Annotated in this window: 17 protein-coding genes; 8 read left to right on the forward strand and 9 right to left on the reverse strand. The window is 35.5% G+C overall.

What is annotated here, in order from left to right; genetic code table 11:
- Positions 1-41 precede the first annotated feature (41 nt).
- Together dusB and apaG are read left to right on the forward strand one after the other, a co-directional pair.
- Complete coding sequence (dusB, locus tag ACLHG9_RS12380) at positions 42-1,034, forward strand: tRNA dihydrouridine synthase DusB (RefSeq protein WP_410221813.1); 993 nt, start codon at positions 42-44, stop codon at positions 1,032-1,034.
- Between the two features lie 44 nt (positions 1,035-1,078).
- Positions 1,079-1,465 carry a Co2+/Mg2+ efflux protein ApaG gene (gene apaG, locus ACLHG9_RS12385; protein ID WP_410221814.1) on the forward strand — a complete coding sequence of 129 codons (387 nt, stop codon included), beginning with the start codon at positions 1,079-1,081 and terminating at the stop codon, positions 1,463-1,465.
- Between the two features lie 4 nt (positions 1,466-1,469).
- On the opposite strand, the gene upp is transcribed toward apaG, so the two are convergent.
- Both upp and ACLHG9_RS12395 read right to left on the reverse strand, forming a co-directional pair.
- The gene (upp, locus tag ACLHG9_RS12390) at positions 1,470-2,114 is read right to left on the reverse strand and encodes a uracil phosphoribosyltransferase (protein WP_410222290.1); all 645 of its coding nucleotides are present in this window, start codon (positions 2,112-2,114) and stop codon (positions 1,470-1,472) included.
- A gap of 24 nt (positions 2,115-2,138) precedes the next feature.
- Entirely contained in the window at positions 2,139-3,455 is a 1,317-nt protein-coding gene (locus ACLHG9_RS12395; protein ID WP_410221815.1) for a polysaccharide deacetylase family protein, read from the reverse strand.
- Between the two features lie 181 nt (positions 3,456-3,636).
- Here ACLHG9_RS12395 and uvrB point away from each other — a divergent pair, with 181 nt between their 5' ends.
- Complete coding sequence (gene uvrB, locus ACLHG9_RS12400) at positions 3,637-5,685, forward strand: excinuclease ABC subunit UvrB (RefSeq protein ID WP_410221816.1); 2,049 nt, start codon at positions 3,637-3,639, stop codon at positions 5,683-5,685.
- Positions 5,686-5,691: 6 nt separating this feature from the next.
- Positions 5,692-5,892 carry a YwbE family protein gene (locus tag ACLHG9_RS12405; RefSeq protein ID WP_243359116.1) on the forward strand — a complete coding sequence of 67 codons (201 nt, stop codon included), beginning with the start codon at positions 5,692-5,694 and terminating at the stop codon, positions 5,890-5,892.
- Here the strand turns inward: ACLHG9_RS12405 and ACLHG9_RS12410 are convergent.
- Together ACLHG9_RS12410 and ACLHG9_RS12415 are read right to left on the reverse strand one after the other, a co-directional pair.
- Positions 5,889-6,638, reverse strand: a complete 750-nt coding sequence (locus tag ACLHG9_RS12410; RefSeq protein ID WP_410221817.1) for a glycosyltransferase family 2 protein — start codon at positions 6,636-6,638, stop codon at positions 5,889-5,891. The genes ACLHG9_RS12405 and ACLHG9_RS12410 overlap by 4 nt on opposite strands.
- Before the next feature lies 1 nt (position 6,639).
- On the reverse strand, positions 6,640-7,914 hold the full coding sequence (locus tag ACLHG9_RS12415; protein ID WP_410221818.1) for a glycosyltransferase: 1,275 nt from the start codon (positions 7,912-7,914) through the stop codon (positions 6,640-6,642).
- A 95-nt stretch (positions 7,915-8,009) separates the two neighbouring features.
- Here ACLHG9_RS12415 and ACLHG9_RS12420 point away from each other — a divergent pair, with 95 nt between their 5' ends.
- Genes ACLHG9_RS12420 through ACLHG9_RS12430 form a run of 3 tightly spaced genes read left to right on the forward strand, consistent with a single transcriptional unit; the run spans position 8,010 to position 10,863 of the window.
- The gene (locus ACLHG9_RS12420) at positions 8,010-8,759 is read left to right on the forward strand and encodes a class I SAM-dependent methyltransferase (protein ID WP_410221819.1); all 750 of its coding nucleotides are present in this window, start codon (positions 8,010-8,012) and stop codon (positions 8,757-8,759) included.
- Positions 8,760-8,765: 6 nt separating this feature from the next.
- Positions 8,766-10,292, forward strand: coding sequence for a rhomboid family intramembrane serine protease (locus ACLHG9_RS12425; protein WP_410221820.1), 1,527 nt, complete (start codon positions 8,766-8,768; stop codon positions 10,290-10,292).
- A 7-nt stretch (positions 10,293-10,299) separates the two neighbouring features.
- Positions 10,300-10,863, forward strand: coding sequence for a hypothetical protein (locus ACLHG9_RS12430; protein ID WP_410221821.1), 564 nt, complete (start codon positions 10,300-10,302; stop codon positions 10,861-10,863).
- A gap of 8 nt (positions 10,864-10,871) precedes the next feature.
- Here ACLHG9_RS12430 and ACLHG9_RS12435 read toward each other — a convergent pair whose 3' ends face one another.
- From ACLHG9_RS12435 to ACLHG9_RS12455, 5 genes are read right to left on the reverse strand one after another with little or no spacing between them, the layout of a single operon-like run.
- Complete coding sequence (locus ACLHG9_RS12435) at positions 10,872-11,783, reverse strand: glycosyltransferase (RefSeq protein ID WP_410221822.1); 912 nt, start codon at positions 11,781-11,783, stop codon at positions 10,872-10,874.
- Between the two features lie 5 nt (positions 11,784-11,788).
- A complete protein-coding gene (locus ACLHG9_RS12440) occupies positions 11,789-12,436 on the reverse strand; it encodes an FkbM family methyltransferase (protein WP_410221823.1) in 648 nt (215 codons plus the stop codon).
- A complete protein-coding gene (locus tag ACLHG9_RS12445; protein ID WP_410221824.1) occupies positions 12,433-13,755 on the reverse strand; it encodes a flippase in 1,323 nt (440 codons plus the stop codon). The genes ACLHG9_RS12440 and ACLHG9_RS12445 overlap by 4 nt, the downstream gene beginning before the upstream one ends.
- A gap of 18 nt (positions 13,756-13,773) precedes the next feature.
- Positions 13,774-14,298: a DinB family protein gene (locus ACLHG9_RS12450; RefSeq protein ID WP_410221825.1), complete on the reverse strand. Its 525-nt coding sequence runs from the start codon at positions 14,296-14,298 to the stop codon at positions 13,774-13,776.
- Positions 14,299-14,312: 14 nt separating this feature from the next.
- Positions 14,313-15,011 carry a YjjG family noncanonical pyrimidine nucleotidase gene (locus ACLHG9_RS12455; protein WP_410221826.1) on the reverse strand — a complete coding sequence of 233 codons (699 nt, stop codon included), beginning with the start codon at positions 15,009-15,011 and terminating at the stop codon, positions 14,313-14,315.
- A gap of 132 nt (positions 15,012-15,143) precedes the next feature.
- On the opposite strand from ACLHG9_RS12455, the gene ACLHG9_RS12460 reads away from it, so the two are divergent.
- Complete coding sequence (locus tag ACLHG9_RS12460) at positions 15,144-15,857, forward strand: DsbA family protein (protein WP_410221827.1); 714 nt, start codon at positions 15,144-15,146, stop codon at positions 15,855-15,857.
- Positions 15,858-15,973 lie beyond the last annotated feature (116 nt).

Consider the following 15,973-nt stretch of genomic DNA (forward strand, 5'->3'; position numbering starts at 1 on the left):
ATGTAACTTTGCAGTTAATAAAACAGGGTTGAAGATATAAAATGTCAGTAAAGATAGGAAATATTGATTTAGGAGACTTTCCTTTATTGTTAGCTCCAATGGAAGATGTAAGTGATCCTCCCTTTCGTTATGTATGTAAACAAGGAGGGGCAGATATGATGTATACAGAATTTATTTCATCGGAAGGTTTGATAAGGTCTGCAGCTAAAAGCCGTCAAAAGTTGGATGTTTTCGAATATGAAAGACCAATAGGTATTCAAATATTTGGCAGCGATATAGAAAGTATGCGTGAAGCAACTGAAATTGCCACCCTTGCCCAGCCTGATCTGATAGATATTAATTACGGATGTCCAGTTAAAAATGTAGCGTGTAGGGGTGCAGGCGCTAGCTTGCTACAGGACATTGACAAAATGGTTAAAATGACGGAAGCCGTTGTTAAAGCAACACATTTACCGGTTACCGTAAAAACCCGCTTAGGCTGGGATGATAATACAAAGAATGTTTATGAAGTAGCAGAGCGGCTGCAAGACGTAGGCATACAGGCTTTAACCATACATGGACGTACAAGAGCGCAACTTTATAAAGGAGAAGCAGACTGGACATTGATCAGAGAAATTAAAAGAAATCCAAGAATCAAAATACCCATATTCGGAAATGGAGATGTGGACAGTCCGGTTAAGGCGGCTAACTGGCGCTTGGAATATGAAGTAGATGGGATTATGATAGGACGTGCGGCCATAGGTTATCCATGGATTTTCAGAGAAATCAAACATTTTTTTGAAACAGGAGAACTAATGGACGGACCAACATTGGAAGAACGTGTGTTGGCTTGTAGAACACATTTAACTAAATCAATCGAATGGAAAGGTCCTAAAACAGGGGTGTTTGAAATGCGCAGGCATTATGCCAATTACTTTAAAGGCTTACCTGATTTTAAACCGTACCGTATGCAATTGGTTAAAGAAGAAAATATTGAAGTAATATACAGCCTACTTGACGAAATTTCAGAAAAATACCTGTTTGCAGAACTTTAAGTTAAATGGCCTGATTATTGAGTACAAAAGATTAAAAATAAGCTATGGTTACGGCAACAACACAAGGCGTAAAAATCTCTATAGAAACGATTTACCAGGATCATCAATCTGATTGGGCAAATGCACATTTTATGTTTGCTTACCGTATTTCTATAGAAAACCTTACAGATTATGCCGTACAGCTTTTAAGCAGAAAATGGCTTATTTTTGATTCTAATGGAACCTTAAGAGAAGTAGAGGGACAAGGAGTGGTAGGAGAGCAACCTGTAATAGAACCCGGAGAAAGTTATGTATATGTTTCGGGATGTAACTTAAAAACCGAAATAGGAAGTATGCGTGGTTATTATATTATGCAACGTGTTTCTGATGAGAAGAATTTTATTGTTGATATTCCTGAGTTTGAGCTAATCGTTCCTTATAAGCTCAATTAGTATCTTATTTCTTTGCTCCAAAGGCCAAATCTCCGGCATCACCTAAGCCTGGTACAATATAGGCTTTGGTAGTCATTTCATCATCAATTGCACCTAACCAAAGATGTGCTTTAGGCAAATTTGCCCTTACATGTTTAACGCCCTCTGTGCTTGCAATAGCAGAAACAATGTGTAACTTTTCTATTTTATATTCATTGATGAGTTCTTTGGCGCAAAGTACCATGCTTAAACCTGTTGCCAACATAGGATCAGCCAGTATAACGGTTTTTCCTTCCAGCTCAGGAGCTGAGATATGTTCCATCTGTATAATGAAATCTCCCCCCTTTACCACCTTTCTGTAAGCAGTAATAAAAGCTGATTCAGCTTTGTCAAAAACACTCAGTAAACCTTGGTGCATGGGTAAGCCGGCCCTTAATATGGTGGCAATAACGGGTTGTTGTACTAAAACGCTACTATTAGCAATACCTAAAGGAGTGGTAGTTTCAATATTTTTATAAGTCAGATGCTTGCTAATCTCATGTCCAAAATAAGCGCCTATACGTTCAAGATTTTTTCTGAAACGCATAGAGTCTTTTTGAATAATCTCGTCTCTTAACTCAGCAATATAAGTATTGGCAATACAGGAAGTTTTACTAATATCAACTATCATCATGCTAAAATTGTATAAATATAATTATTTAACGGCCATTTCTACCATAAATCTGTAAACCTCAGACCAGCCTTTCCAGGTCTCCGTTTCTGAGAGCGATTCGTTATGCCATAAACAACAAAAAGTGCCATTTACCAGTTTAACATTTCCCATTATTTTAGAGATAGTCTCTTTTGCCTTTTCGGGATTTAGTTTTAAATAAACTTTTAAGGTAGAATCCATCACAGCAAAAGGATAAACCTTTAATACAGATTGCTTTTCAAGCTGAAGATCATACCAGTAAAATGAGGTACAGGTACCCGCTCTGAATCCTGGTTGTGAAGCATATCCCATGCTATAATCATGTAAAATATCCACTTCTTTTAGTTGAAGATAAGTTTTTGGTAAATGTAATCTTAAAAAATGCTGTCTCGATTTATGAATAGGTTTTTCTATTAACATAGAAAGGTTTTTTATTTCTTCTGTTAACAGATGTTTATGTTGGTTTGAAGCATATGAAGGATGTATGCCTATATCAGCATATTGAGCCGTTTCTTTGATTAGAGCGTTAAAGTTTTCTTTACCAGGTTTGATGTTGACATCGTATCTTTTATCACGTTTATGGGCATAAAGAAAGAAAAAGATTGGGTTTAGATTATGCTTATTATGAATTTTTCTGAGCATTTCATACGTATCAAAAGGGTCTTTTCTTTTTTTCAGGCCAGTTAAGAGCACATTCTTTAAGCGTTCTTTATCTTTTTCTAACAAAGCCTTAATTATACGGGCTGTATTCTTTAAAATGCCACTGTTTCGAAAATGATAAGCTCTGTCAATATCAAAAGTAGGAACAAACTTAAAAGCCCTTGAGCCGAATTTTAAAAGAGGGAAGTATTTAAGAAGTATATTCTTAAGCATGAGCGCCCAGACATCAATTACCGGAATATACAGTAAATCAAGCTGAAATAGTAAACTGTTTTCTGCCTTAAAACGCAAGTGTTTGTCGGGTTCAAAAGGCAGGTATTCTTCATAACGTGAAACAAAGTAAAAAGAAGCAGCAAAAACATCGAAAGGCAAAAATCCGTTCTTCACGGGAAAAGGAACCTGAGTATCTCCAAAAATGATCTGATCAATATGCTGCGGCTGAATTTTGGTTTCAAATAAAAGTTTACAAGATCCAAAATGCAATTCCTGTTTAAGAGGCTGTTCTGCATAGCTAAACTTTGGTCCGTCATATTGTAAAAACTCAATTTCATTTGAAGTAAAAGAAAGGTCTTCTTCATACAACAGAATATCTTTAAATATGAAGTTAAAGATATATTTTACCCGCGGAGTAAGCTGTTTGCAAAAGATGAGTAGAAACATATTAAAACAGAACAAACGGTTCAAATTACATAAAAATACCAATAAGACTTCAGAAAAAGGAGATATAATTTAAAGAACTTTTGTTGAAATAACTCATCTGTAGGTCATCTTAATTTTAACCTGTTAAAACAAAACGGGTAATTTTTGTGATTAAATAAACAAGGCTTTATTTTTACATTGCATGAAATTCAAACTCATATCAGATTATAAACCAACCGGAGATCAGCCTCAGGCCATAACACAACTGGTAGAAGGCGTACGGTCAGAAGAACATTATCAAACCTTATTGGGTGTAACTGGATCCGGAAAAACATTTACTATAGCTAATGTTATTGAGCAAACCCAAAAACCAACTCTGATATTAAGTCATAACAAAACACTTGCGGCACAACTATATGGCGAGTTTAAACAGTTTTTCCCAGAAAATGCAGTTAACTATTTTGTGTCTTATTACGATTACTATCAGCCAGAGGCTTACATGCCAACCACTAATACTTATATAGAAAAAGATCTGAGCATAAATGAAGAAATAGAAAAACTGCGGTTACGTACAACTTCGGCATTAATGTCTGGCAGGAGAGATGTAATTGTTGTTTCATCCATTTCGTGTATTTACGGAATGGGAAACCCTGAAGATTTTTCGCGCTCTGTATTTAGGTTTGGTGTAGGAACCAAAATCACGAGAAATTCTTTTTTACATCATCTGGTAGAGATTTTATATGCAAGAACCATTAATGATTTTAAACGGGGAACTTTCAGGGTAAAAGGAGATACGGTAGATATTTTTCCTGCATATCTGGATAACGCGTATCGTATATCTTTCTTTGGAGACGAAATAGAAGAGCTTACGGTAATAGACCCTGTTACGGGAAAAACATTAGAAAAAATGCAGGATATGGCAATTTATCCGGCAAACCTGTTTGTTACGCCAAAAGACAGATTTAACCAATCTATATGGGCCATACAGGAAGAACTTGAGGTAAGAAAGAACCAGCTCACCAAGGATGGGCTTTTGCTTGAAGCCAAGAGATTGGAAGAGCGGGTTAACTTTGATATAGAAATGATGAAAGAACTGGGCTATTGCTCAGGAATAGAAAATTATTCCAGATTTTTTGATGGTAGGCCTCCGGGAATGCGTCCCTTCTGTTTATTAGATTATTTTCCAGATGATTATTTAATGGTAATTGATGAGAGCCATGTTACCGTTCCGCAAATAAGGGCTATGTATGGCGGAGACAGATCGAGAAAACTTGCTCTTGTGGAATACGGCTTCCGTTTACCTTCGGCATTAGATAACCGGCCTTTAAATTTTGAGGAATTTGAACGGATGGCACCACAAACAATTTATGTGAGTGCAACACCTGCCGATTATGAATTACAGAAATCGGATGGTGTAGTGGTAGAGCAAGTAATCAGACCAACTGGATTATTAGACCCTTTAATAGAGGTAAGGCCTGCAGTTAATCAGGTTGATGATTTGCTAGACGAAATAGATAAAACCGTTAAAGCTGGAGACAGGGTTTTGGTTACTACGCTTACCAAGCGGATGGCAGAAGAACTAACCAAATACATGGATCGTTTAAATATCAGATGTAGATATATACATTCTGAAATCAAGACCCTAGAAAGGGTAGAAATTTTAAGAGGATTGAGATTAGGCGAATTTGACGTTTTGGTAGGAATTAACTTATTAAGAGAAGGATTAGATTTACCTGAAGTAAGTTTAGTGGCCATATTAGATGCAGATAAAGAAGGTTTCCTGCGCTCAGATAGGGCTTTGATACAAACTATTGGAAGAGCTGCCCGTAATGACAGGGGGAGGGTGATTATGTATGCAGATGACATAACCGATTCAATGGAACGCACAATTACAGAAACCAATCGCAGAAGAGAAAAGCAAATTGCCTATAATACTGAACATGGCATTACTCCAAAAACAGTAGGTAAATCTAAAGAGGAAATTTTGGAGCAAACCTCTGTACTGGAAATATCTGAAAGTAAAAAAGCTAAGGCAAGAGCCTATGTTGAAATAGACGAAGTAAGCATTGCTGCAGATCCTATTGTACAGTACATGAGTAAAGCAGAACTTAAAAAAGCGATTGACCAATCGAGAAAAGATATGCAAAAAGCGGCTAAAGACACCGATTTTTTACTTGCAGCACGTTTACGTGATGAGATGTTCGCTTTAGAAAAAGTATTTGAAGAACGCTTTGGAAAATCAGAGAAATAGAAATATATGGATGGACAAAACAGAAAAGATATTTATCCGGGACTTGAAGTAGGCATTATCTTAAAAAAAGATCAGCGGAACGGAAATATTACTTATGGTGTGGTAAAGAACATTCTAACCTCGGCTTCTTTTCATTCAAGAGGAATAAAAGTTAGGCTGGAAGATGGGCAAATTGGGCGTGTGGCAGAAATTGTACAGGAAGATTAATCGTTTGTTCTGCCATGCCTTAAATAATAGCCGGCTAAACTTACTGCGATTACGAAATGATTAAAAACATTCGGGAAAAAGCCATAATAATGAGTAAAAATCTTAAAACGCTCTTTTAAGCTTTCCCAATGTTTTTTCTTGCTCATGCCACCTACAAGGTATTTTGCTACATACTGATGAGTATTTACAATATTAGATGATTTTTTTGCAGCCTTTATAATCCAGTCTATATCCGAACTGTATTTATATTTCAAATCATATGGCTCTGTAAGACTTCGTTTTACATAAATGGCCTGGTGGCTTATGTTCATTCCGTATTTAAAACTCTGCCAGTTAAATTGTTCAGGTGCTTCATGTCTGCGTTGCCCTAAACTGTGCCAGTCCTCATCATACATTTCTGTTTCCCCATAATAAATATCTCCTGAAGGTGCAGTATTAAAAACATTCTCAACAGTATGATTATCATATATTTCATCTCCGGAATTCATAAATAATACATAGTCGCCTTTGGCTAAAGCCAGCCCCTTATTCATGGCATCATAAATTCCTTTATCTGGTTCTGAAATAAAACAAGCCAATTTATCCTTGTATTGCGCTATCTTCTCATATGTACCATCATTAGATGCGCCATCTACAATAATATATTCAATATTAGGATAAGTTTGATTCAATACCGATAACATGGTGCGTTCAATGTCTTTAACATTATTATAAACGATGGTAATTACACTAAGTTTCGGTTTCATATTATTTAGGTTGTTCGGCAATTAAGTGTTGGTATAGTATTAAATGTTGGTAAGCAATAACTTCAGGGGCAAACTCATTTAAAATGGTCCTACGGGCTTCTTTTTGTATTTCTTCTTTATCCTCTGTTAGATACAACCATTCAATACCATCTGCCAGATCAGCAACAGACTGGTATTTTGCCAGATAACCGTTCTGCAAATGTTTTACCATATCAGGAATACCGCCCGTTTCAAAAGCAACTACAGGAGTTGCGCAAGCCAGACTCTCCATCACAGTATTAGGAAGGTTGTCTTCAAGAGAAGGCGTTACAAATACATCGGCAGCGGCATAACATTTTGCCAGATGTTCATCTTTATTAATAGTGCCTAAAAACGTGGTTTTAAAAGGAAATTGAGGGACCTCTTCCAGGTCTTTATTTCCAAAAATAACTAGCTCTATCTGGTTGTTATCAATTTCAGGCCTTGCTGCAAGCTCTTTTAAAGCTTCAAGAAGATAAGGGGTTCCTTTATGTTTATCATTTTTAGAGGGCATGAAACCACTTAAAATAACAAACTTTTCTGGACTTATCTTTAAGATTTTCTTAGCTTCTGCTTTAACATAAGGTTTAAAAACAGAGATCTCAATGGTATTGGGTATAACAGAGATGTTTCTTAAGCCTAATAAGCTACTGTGTTTAACTGATGAGGCCATCCAGTTACTGGGCGCAATGATGTGAAAATTAAGATTTGAATAAGCTTTTTGCTTTTTTAACCAGTTACGATGAGAGAGGTCTTTTTCTCCTGCAAATCTTAATAAAGGACAATGTCCACATTGTTTATGGTAGTTTTCACAGCTGTAACGTACATGGCATCCGCCGGTAAAGGCATTGCTATCATGGAAAGTCCATACAATAGGTTTATCCAGCTCATCAAGCTGAGCCAAAAACCTTGGAGATAGAAAACCATGATTGATCCAATGGATATGAATAATATCGGCCTCTTTTACTAAAGAGTTTTTTAATACAGATCTGCCAAACCATTGTAGAGAAAAAGGGGTTCGGGTTGATTTTTTGGTAAATACCCGGGATAGATAGCGTTCACCAAGGATGTTAAAAACAGCTCTTATTTTAGAAAAGAAGTGTTGGCTTAAATTGAAAATCCTGGGGTTGTGCCCAAATTTATAGAAAACCAATACATCTGATGTACAATTGGCAGCATTTAATGAATCACTTAAACGAAGACAGGCCCTGCCTGCTCCACCGTTTCCATCATAAGTATTTAAGTGAACAATTTTCAAATCAATCAAAAATAATATTTATTGAGAAGGCTTACTAAACCTTAACGCAAAAAATTACTCAAAACATATGCAAAAAAATTTGGTTAATTAAATTTATGAGCAATGTACTCACCAACAGAGATTTTTGGTTAAACTACTGGCAGCGAAAAACAGGGCTGGCAGTAGAAATTCCAGAGAACTATTTATTCCATAAGCAATTAACAAGCATTGTTAAACAAGATCATATAAAAACTGCCATTGAATTGGGTGGTTTTCCTGGATATTATGCCGTTTATCTCAAAAAATATCATAATCTGGATGTAACCCTGCTCGATTACTTTATACACCCACCCATTACTTCTGCGCTCTTGGCCGCAAACAGACTGCAGTCGGATGATGTAAAAATCATAGAAGCAGATTTGTTTGCTTACACTCCACAAAAACAATATGATCTGGTATTAAGCTGTGGGCTGATTGAGCATTTTAAAGATACCAAAGACATTATAGAGCGCCATGTAGCTTTTCTAAAACCCGGAGGAAGCCTGTTTATTACCCTTCCTAATTTTCGAGGCATAAACGGATGGTTTCAGTTAAAATTTGATAAAGAGAATTACGATAAGCATAACATCGATTGCATGGATCCAAAATTATTGGAGAGAATTTGTAAAGATTTGGGGTTAGAGGTTTTGCAATCGGAATATTTTGGTAAATTTAGTGTATGGTTAGAAAATGAGAAAGAGAAACCAACTTGGGTAAAAACCTTTAAAAAAGCTGTATGGTTTTTAGGAAAAGTATTTACCCGGATATTTTCTTTTGAAACCAAACAACTCTCGCCATATATTATGGTTTATGCAAAAAAGGTCTAAATTAATATGAAGATAAGCTGGGGGTATTCCCCTAAAACAGAAAAATTTGTCCCCCTCGGAGAATTCTCATCAGACAGATACTTAATTGTTGTTAAAAAAGCGATAGAAAACTTAGGATGGAAGCTCAGTCACATTTCTAAATCAGGAATTATTGCTTATACACCGCTTTCATTCCAGTCTTATAGTGAAGAAGTTTCTGTAAGAATTCAAAACAATTTCGCGGTTGTAAAGAGCGAATGTGTAGGCATTCAGCTTTTATTTAATGATTATGGTAAAAATGAAGCCAATTTAGAAAAGCTGTTTCATGAGTTTGAGTATGTTCAGTTTCATTTGCGGGAAAACTGGGAAAATGAACTGGCTGCTTTTGAGCAGGAAATAGCTGAACAGGATGAAAATTACTTTGAAAAAGCGCCTTTAGCGGTAAAGAATAAAATAAAGAATGTGCTTTATATCTTGTATCCGCAAAAAGGTTATACCGTTACGCCACTTTTAATTTATGCCTGTATTCTGGCGCTTGTATTCTTTGCCGTTTTCATTTTTGTATATAGTGCGCTTCTACTCAGAAGCACAAATGATCAAATTGAGCTTATTTCCAAGTTAAGAGAAATTCCCATTAAGGTTGGCGTGCTTCGCAGGAATGAGGTTTTATCAGGAGAATACTGGAGGTTAATTACTTACCAGTTTTATCATGCAGGATTAGGGCATCTGTTCTTTAACATGTATGCACTGGTTTATCTGGGATTGCTGGTTGAAAATAAATTGGGATGGAAAAACTTTTTATTAATCTATCTTTTAAGCGGAATATGTGGAGGATTATTAAGTGTTTCATACCATGAACAATTATCTACAGTAGGGGCGTCGGGTGCTATCTTGGGATTGTTTGGAGCACTCATTGCGCTAATTTTAAACCAGTATTTTGAAAAGAATGCATCCAAAGCATTACTGATCAGCACCGTTCTGGTTGTTATATTGATGTTGATAAATGGCAGTATATCGCAAGGAGTTAATAATATTGTTCATATAGGAGGCTTTATTTCGGGCTTTATTTTTACTTATTTGCTAACTTTTAAACAAAATATAAAGCCTGTGCTCAGGTATTCAGCTGTTTTTGTTTTACTTATAGGATATGGCTACCTAACTGTAGCTTTTACACCTAATTACCAACATGACGAGTTTTTAAAATTAAAAAGAGATTTTGACGAGAATACGCTGGCTCTATCAGATGTATTATGGATGAAAAATAATTCCTCTCAAGAAGAAAAATTGGATTTGTTGTATGAGAGGGGAATTTATCCGGCCAAAAACAACCTTAAAATTGTTCAAAAAATGAATAAATTGGTTTTAAACAAAAGATATACTTTAGATAAAGAACTCAAAACCAAGCTGGCTAAAGAAACCTATGATCTGGTATTGCTTATTGAAAAAGATATTAAATCAGACCATAAATACAAGACAGAGATTGGTAACAGAGTATATGCTTTGCAGGAAATGCAAGTTAAATTTGCGGATAGTCTATATAAGGCAGAACAATAGTAATACTATGAAACAAACTTATCTCTTAACGATATTGATTCTTTTAGTCTTTTGTGCAACTAAAACAAGTGCGCAAGATACAGAAGCAAGTGAAATAAATAAAGTTGTAAACTCAAAATACATTGCTAGCAGAAAGGTTTTTACAGGAAAACTGAACGATATAGAAAATAAAGATATCAGGGAAAAAATAGCAAAAGAACTAAACAGGAGTATTGCTGATGATAAAACCATATTGATTAATTATTTTCAGCGAGGGCCAAATTGCATCACATATGAATATAATAATGAAGCCTATTCTTCTGTGTTGAACAACACAGTTAATATCTCAAATCGAATGACATCTGGGAAAAACGCTGTGGATTTCTTTGTTTATGCTAAAGACGCGTTTCATTTAAATGTATTAAAGAAAAGGAATGATTTTATATTGGATTCGGGCTTTTTTCAAAGTAATATCTTTACTATACAGGAAAATTGTGCGGCATTTTTAATCTTAAAACCTGATGGGAGATTTATTAAATGCTATGACGAAGATTATTTTACCGAAGTTGATAATTTTTTGAATCAGAAATAAATAGACAATTAAAAAGAGGGGGATGCAAACTTTTCTTTAATAAATCTTATAACCCTTTGTACCAAACTACCTTTTCTGTGTGTTAAAAAGTGCTTAATAGCAGTATAAGCCTCTTTATTTTCTTCAATAAGCTCAGGGAAGTTACTAATTGGTTTTGGATTAATAATGACATTGTAAATATCATTTAGACCCGAATGGACTCCTGATCCATCGTGGCCAATATTATTGATCAATGAATGCGCAGGGTTTAAGGTTAGACCGCCTTTTAAAAAAATAGAAGCATACCAACGTATAGCCCAAGAATTATTTTTACCCCGTTTAAATTCCTTAACCTGCTTCCAGAAATTCATGGAATGATCTATGGAAAAAGCCTTTATTTTTTCTTTATCAAACTGTTTAATCAGAATATCTATATTAGGCTCAAAGTGTTTCCAGGCTCTTTCCCAGGTAGCCCAGCCCCAGCTACTTGCAGCCCGGTAAAAAAAAGTTTCAGGGAGATTATTTTCTTTAAGATTATACATGTATGCCCCAATATGCATAACCCTTTCTTCATCCTGATACCTGTCTAAGGCATTGTTGAAATACGCTAAAGTATGAGGAGAAGAGATCAGATCATCTTCAAATACAATTACTTTCCCATAATCTTTTATAAGCTGAGAAACACCTTCAATAATGGAATTGGCTAAACCTGTGTTAGTCTTGCGTTCAATAACTTTAACAGATTTGAAGCCTTCTGTATTGTTGATAATAGATCTTACCTCGTTAACTTTTTCCTGATCATCATTGCTTTTTGCCCCATCTGAAAAAATAAATAAACGACTATCTGATGCAAGCGTATTCTGTTGCAGGAACTTGATCGTACGTTCCGTATGCTGCGGACGATTGTAAACAAATAACGCTATAGGAGCAAGATTTTGCATTGAAATTAAATGGCTAAACAGTTTTGTTCTTTATAAAATACAGATGTGGCCTTGTAATAAAAAAGGCCTGGAGAGATACCCGAAAAATACAGCTCTTTAAATCCCTGTGCAGATAAGAAAGATCTGGCTTCTTGATAAGTTTCTCTTTCCGAGTCGTCAAGAACAACTACTCCGTTGGCAGATAAAGCATTAACCGCATGTTTACAACAGTTTATCCGGTCTCTGCCATCCACAATAATTACATCGAATTTTTTTCCGGTCAGCATGGCTTTTTGCGCATATTCGCCATTTGTTTCTAACCGTGTAAATATCATTTCGGCATTTTCAGCTTTTTCGTTTACAATTTTTTTATACCAAGCCTCATCATGTTCAACAGAAACAACCGAACCTACTCTTTTTGCATAAAACAAAGTAGAGTTACCAGAGCCGTATTCAAAAACACTTAAGGATTTATTTAACCTGCTCTTTATAAAATCTATAAATGAATAAGTTACCCATGGAATAGGCTGGCCTTCGGCATCAATAGCCTGTTTTTTATCAAAGGCATTGAACCACCCAATTTCCTTTAAATAGCCTTTGCCATTATAAGAAAGCAATGCAGTTAATCTTTTAGGCTTTGCAATTAGTTTTGCAAGTGCTGTAAATTTATTCAACGTTTAAATATTTTTTGAAATATACTCACCAAAAATACAGATTTTAACATCATTATGCCTTGTCTGCGGGTTTTAGGAATAAAAAGAATAAGAAAGGTAGAAGAAGCATAAGCCAATACAGTGGCTATTGCTGTTCCCATCATGCCCATTTTTGGAATTAAAATAATATTGAGCACCACGTTTACAATGGCCCCGAAACCTGTACGGATAAAAGTTAATTTATGATAACCTTCTGCAATTAATACTTGTGTACTGGCTACGCCTAAAAAGACAAAAAGAGAGCCCCATACATGTACAGTTAAAACCGGAGCTGCGGCCGCATACTGTGCTTTAAAGAGCTTGTATATCAAAGGAGAGGCAAAACTGATAAAAATAGCGAACGATAGACTTAGCCAGATCATAAGATCATAAAGGTTTTGAACTCGTTTCATATACCGTTGCTTATCATCTCTCTTTGCATTTAAGATAGCCGGGAATAAAGAAGCAACAATGGCTCCCGGAACAAAATTCAGCGCTTCGCTAAACATTACAACCGTAGCGTATGCACCTGCGGCAGCACCTTCATCCCCCAATAAATTCTTTAACATAATGGTATCTATACGCATATAAACAGAAACCATAATGCCAGATATGATTAAAGGCCATGAAAAGCTGAGCAGTTTTTTGGCCAGTTTTTGATCAAAACGCCAGTCAAATATTTTTCTATCACCCCGATTATAAGTTAAGAAATACCCAAAAGAAAGTACAAAAACATCAAATAAGGCAGCATAAACAAAATCAATAAAATCTGCATTATTTCTTATCAAGATAATTTTAATCGCTGCAGAGATAAGGTTTCCGATTACCTGCACCTGCATAATGTACTTAGATTGTACCTGCGACTGAAAAAAAGCATCGATCACAGTTAAAGACTGTAATAAACCGGTAAAAGAAAGAATAAATATAATCTGATAAGAAATTCCATTTAAAGGAAAAAACTGCCAAGCTCCAAAAATAAGTGGAATACAAACTGCTCCTGCTATTACTTTCAATATAAAAGCGGTTCCCAGGATTTTGTTTTTGTTTTGAGGAAACTGGTGTAGTTCTTTAACAATGAAACTGTCTAAACCCAGGCCGGCAAAAGCAGCAAAAAGAAAAATATAAGAAATAGAAGCATTGAGGTCACCATTTTTACCCGCAAGGAGATAGTTAGCTAAAAAAATACTTACTACCATTTTAATGGCTAAACTACCTACACGGCCAAACATTAACAGGCCGGTATTTTTAAAGTACTTTTTAAAGGCTTCTTCATCAAAGCCGGTTTTAGCCAATAACTTCATGCGGTCAAATATGCAAAATTAGCTTTTTTGCTTATAACTATTCTCAATGCGCACTATCTGTATAAGGTGGTGCTTCAAATGGATTTGAATAAATCTAACCCATTGCTTAGCGTTTAACAGGTTTAAGACGGGATGTTTTACTTTAACAGAAGGATCTGCTGTTTTTATGAAATCAAATTGTTTTTCAAACATAATTTCAAAATCTGTGATCAATTGACGGGCAGCTTCTATGCTGATCTTCTTTACCCTGCCTTCTATTCTTTCAGGAGCCTTTATTTTCTTTCCAGATGGGAACTTGCCCCATAATAAAACCATTCTTACTTTGAAAAGAGTAGGCCCCTTTGTTCCCTGTCCTTTTATACAATTGCCAATAGCCATCATAGAGAGCAAGCTAGAATCAAAAATATGACTATAGACCTCTGCATAGCTCCAACCGCCCATAGGTGGTGTTTCAGTAAATTGTTCAGGATTCAGGGTTTCTAATATTGCCCGGTACTTTGCGGTTAACTGTTGTATAGATATTTTGATTCCTGATAAACCCATTAATCTAAAGTTAATTAAAAATGTAATAACAATTCTTCCAGATGATTGATTTGCCAGTTTACATCTGCTGGTTTTTCTATGTTAGCGGGATTAAAAAATATGGCTTTGATCCCGAAATCCTGCGCTCCTCTGATATCAGCCTCTAAACTGTCGCCTATCATAATACTTTCATGTTTAAATGCCGAAGCTTTATTTAAAGCATATTCAAAAATGGCTTTGTCGGGTTTGTTTACGCCCACATCTTCAGAAATAATCACATTTTTAAAGTAAGGGTTCAATTTAGAAACACTCATTTTTGTCAATGTAGTTTCTTTAAAGCCATTAGAAATAATATGTAACTGGTATTTACGCTGAAGGTAATTCAACACTTTTGGGGCTCCATCAAATAAATTGGTTTTATAAGGGCTTATGCGAACATAGTCCTGTTCAAATTCATTAGGGATTAATTCGGGTTTTATTCCCAATTCCAGAAATGTTTTTTTAAATCGTTGTTCTCTCAGGGTTTCCTTGTCGATTTTTCCATTATGATACAGAGCCCATAAAGCATGGTTATTAACCGTATAAAGCTCTATAAATTGCTGTGCTGAAGAAACACCTAAAGAATTTAAATCATATTTATCATACAACTCTAAAAGTGCTTCCTGTGCATTGCGGTCAAAGTCCCAGATGGTATGATCTAAATCAAAAAAGATGTGTTTAATGGTATTTTCCATGATATATCGATAAAGGTAAGGCATAAAAGTAAGATCCGTTTAAAGCAGATGTAAAAAAACAGCAAAATGTAAGCTTCGGGCTTTTTACTTTCGGCTAACCGATAGACTGTTAAGGAATTGTATTTTTGAATTATGAAAATAGAAATTTGGTCGGATGTGATGTGCCCGTTTTGTTATATAGGCAAAAGGCATCTTGAAACAGCAATGGATAAATTGCCGTTTAAGGATAAAATAGATATAGAATGGAAAAGCTACCAGCTTAATCCTGATTATCAGAACGAAAATCATGAAACGGTTTATGATTACTTATCACGCAGTAAAGGAATGAGTGTAGATCAGGCAAAACAAATGACTGCTCAGGTCAGAAACATGGCCAGTGAAGCGGGATTATCTATAGATTTTGATAGAAACATACCGGCTAACACGTTTAAAGCGCATCAGCTAATACATTTTGCGGTAACTAAGAATTTACAAAATCAGGCGGAAGAAGCGCTGTTTAAGGCACATTTTACCGAAGGAAAAGATGTAAACGATAAGGGTGTATTATTAGATATTGCCAGTGATTTAGGTTTGAACAGAGCAGAAGCAGAAGAAACACTTAATAAAGAAACATTTGCAGAAGCAGTAAGATATGATATTTATGAAAGCCAGCAGATAGGGGTACGAGGCGTTCCCTTTTTTGTGCTCGATAGAAAATATGCACTTTCTGGTGCACAGCCGGTAGAAGCATTTGAGGCGGCTTTAAAACAGAGTTTTGATGAATGGAGTAAAACACAACAAACTCATCTTACATCTCTGAATTCTGATAATCAGGCTTCATGTACTGATGAAGGCTGTAGTTTATAAAAAATTAAAGAGACTTTTTGAAAAGTCAGTCGTCACCCTGAATTTATTTCAGGGCTCTTTGTAGAGATACTACAAAATATTTAAGATTCTGAAACAAGTTCAGAATGACGAAATCC

Source organism: Pedobacter sp., from assembly GCF_046462515.1.
Taxonomy (GTDB): Bacteria; Bacteroidota; Bacteroidia; order Sphingobacteriales; family Sphingobacteriaceae; genus Pedobacter.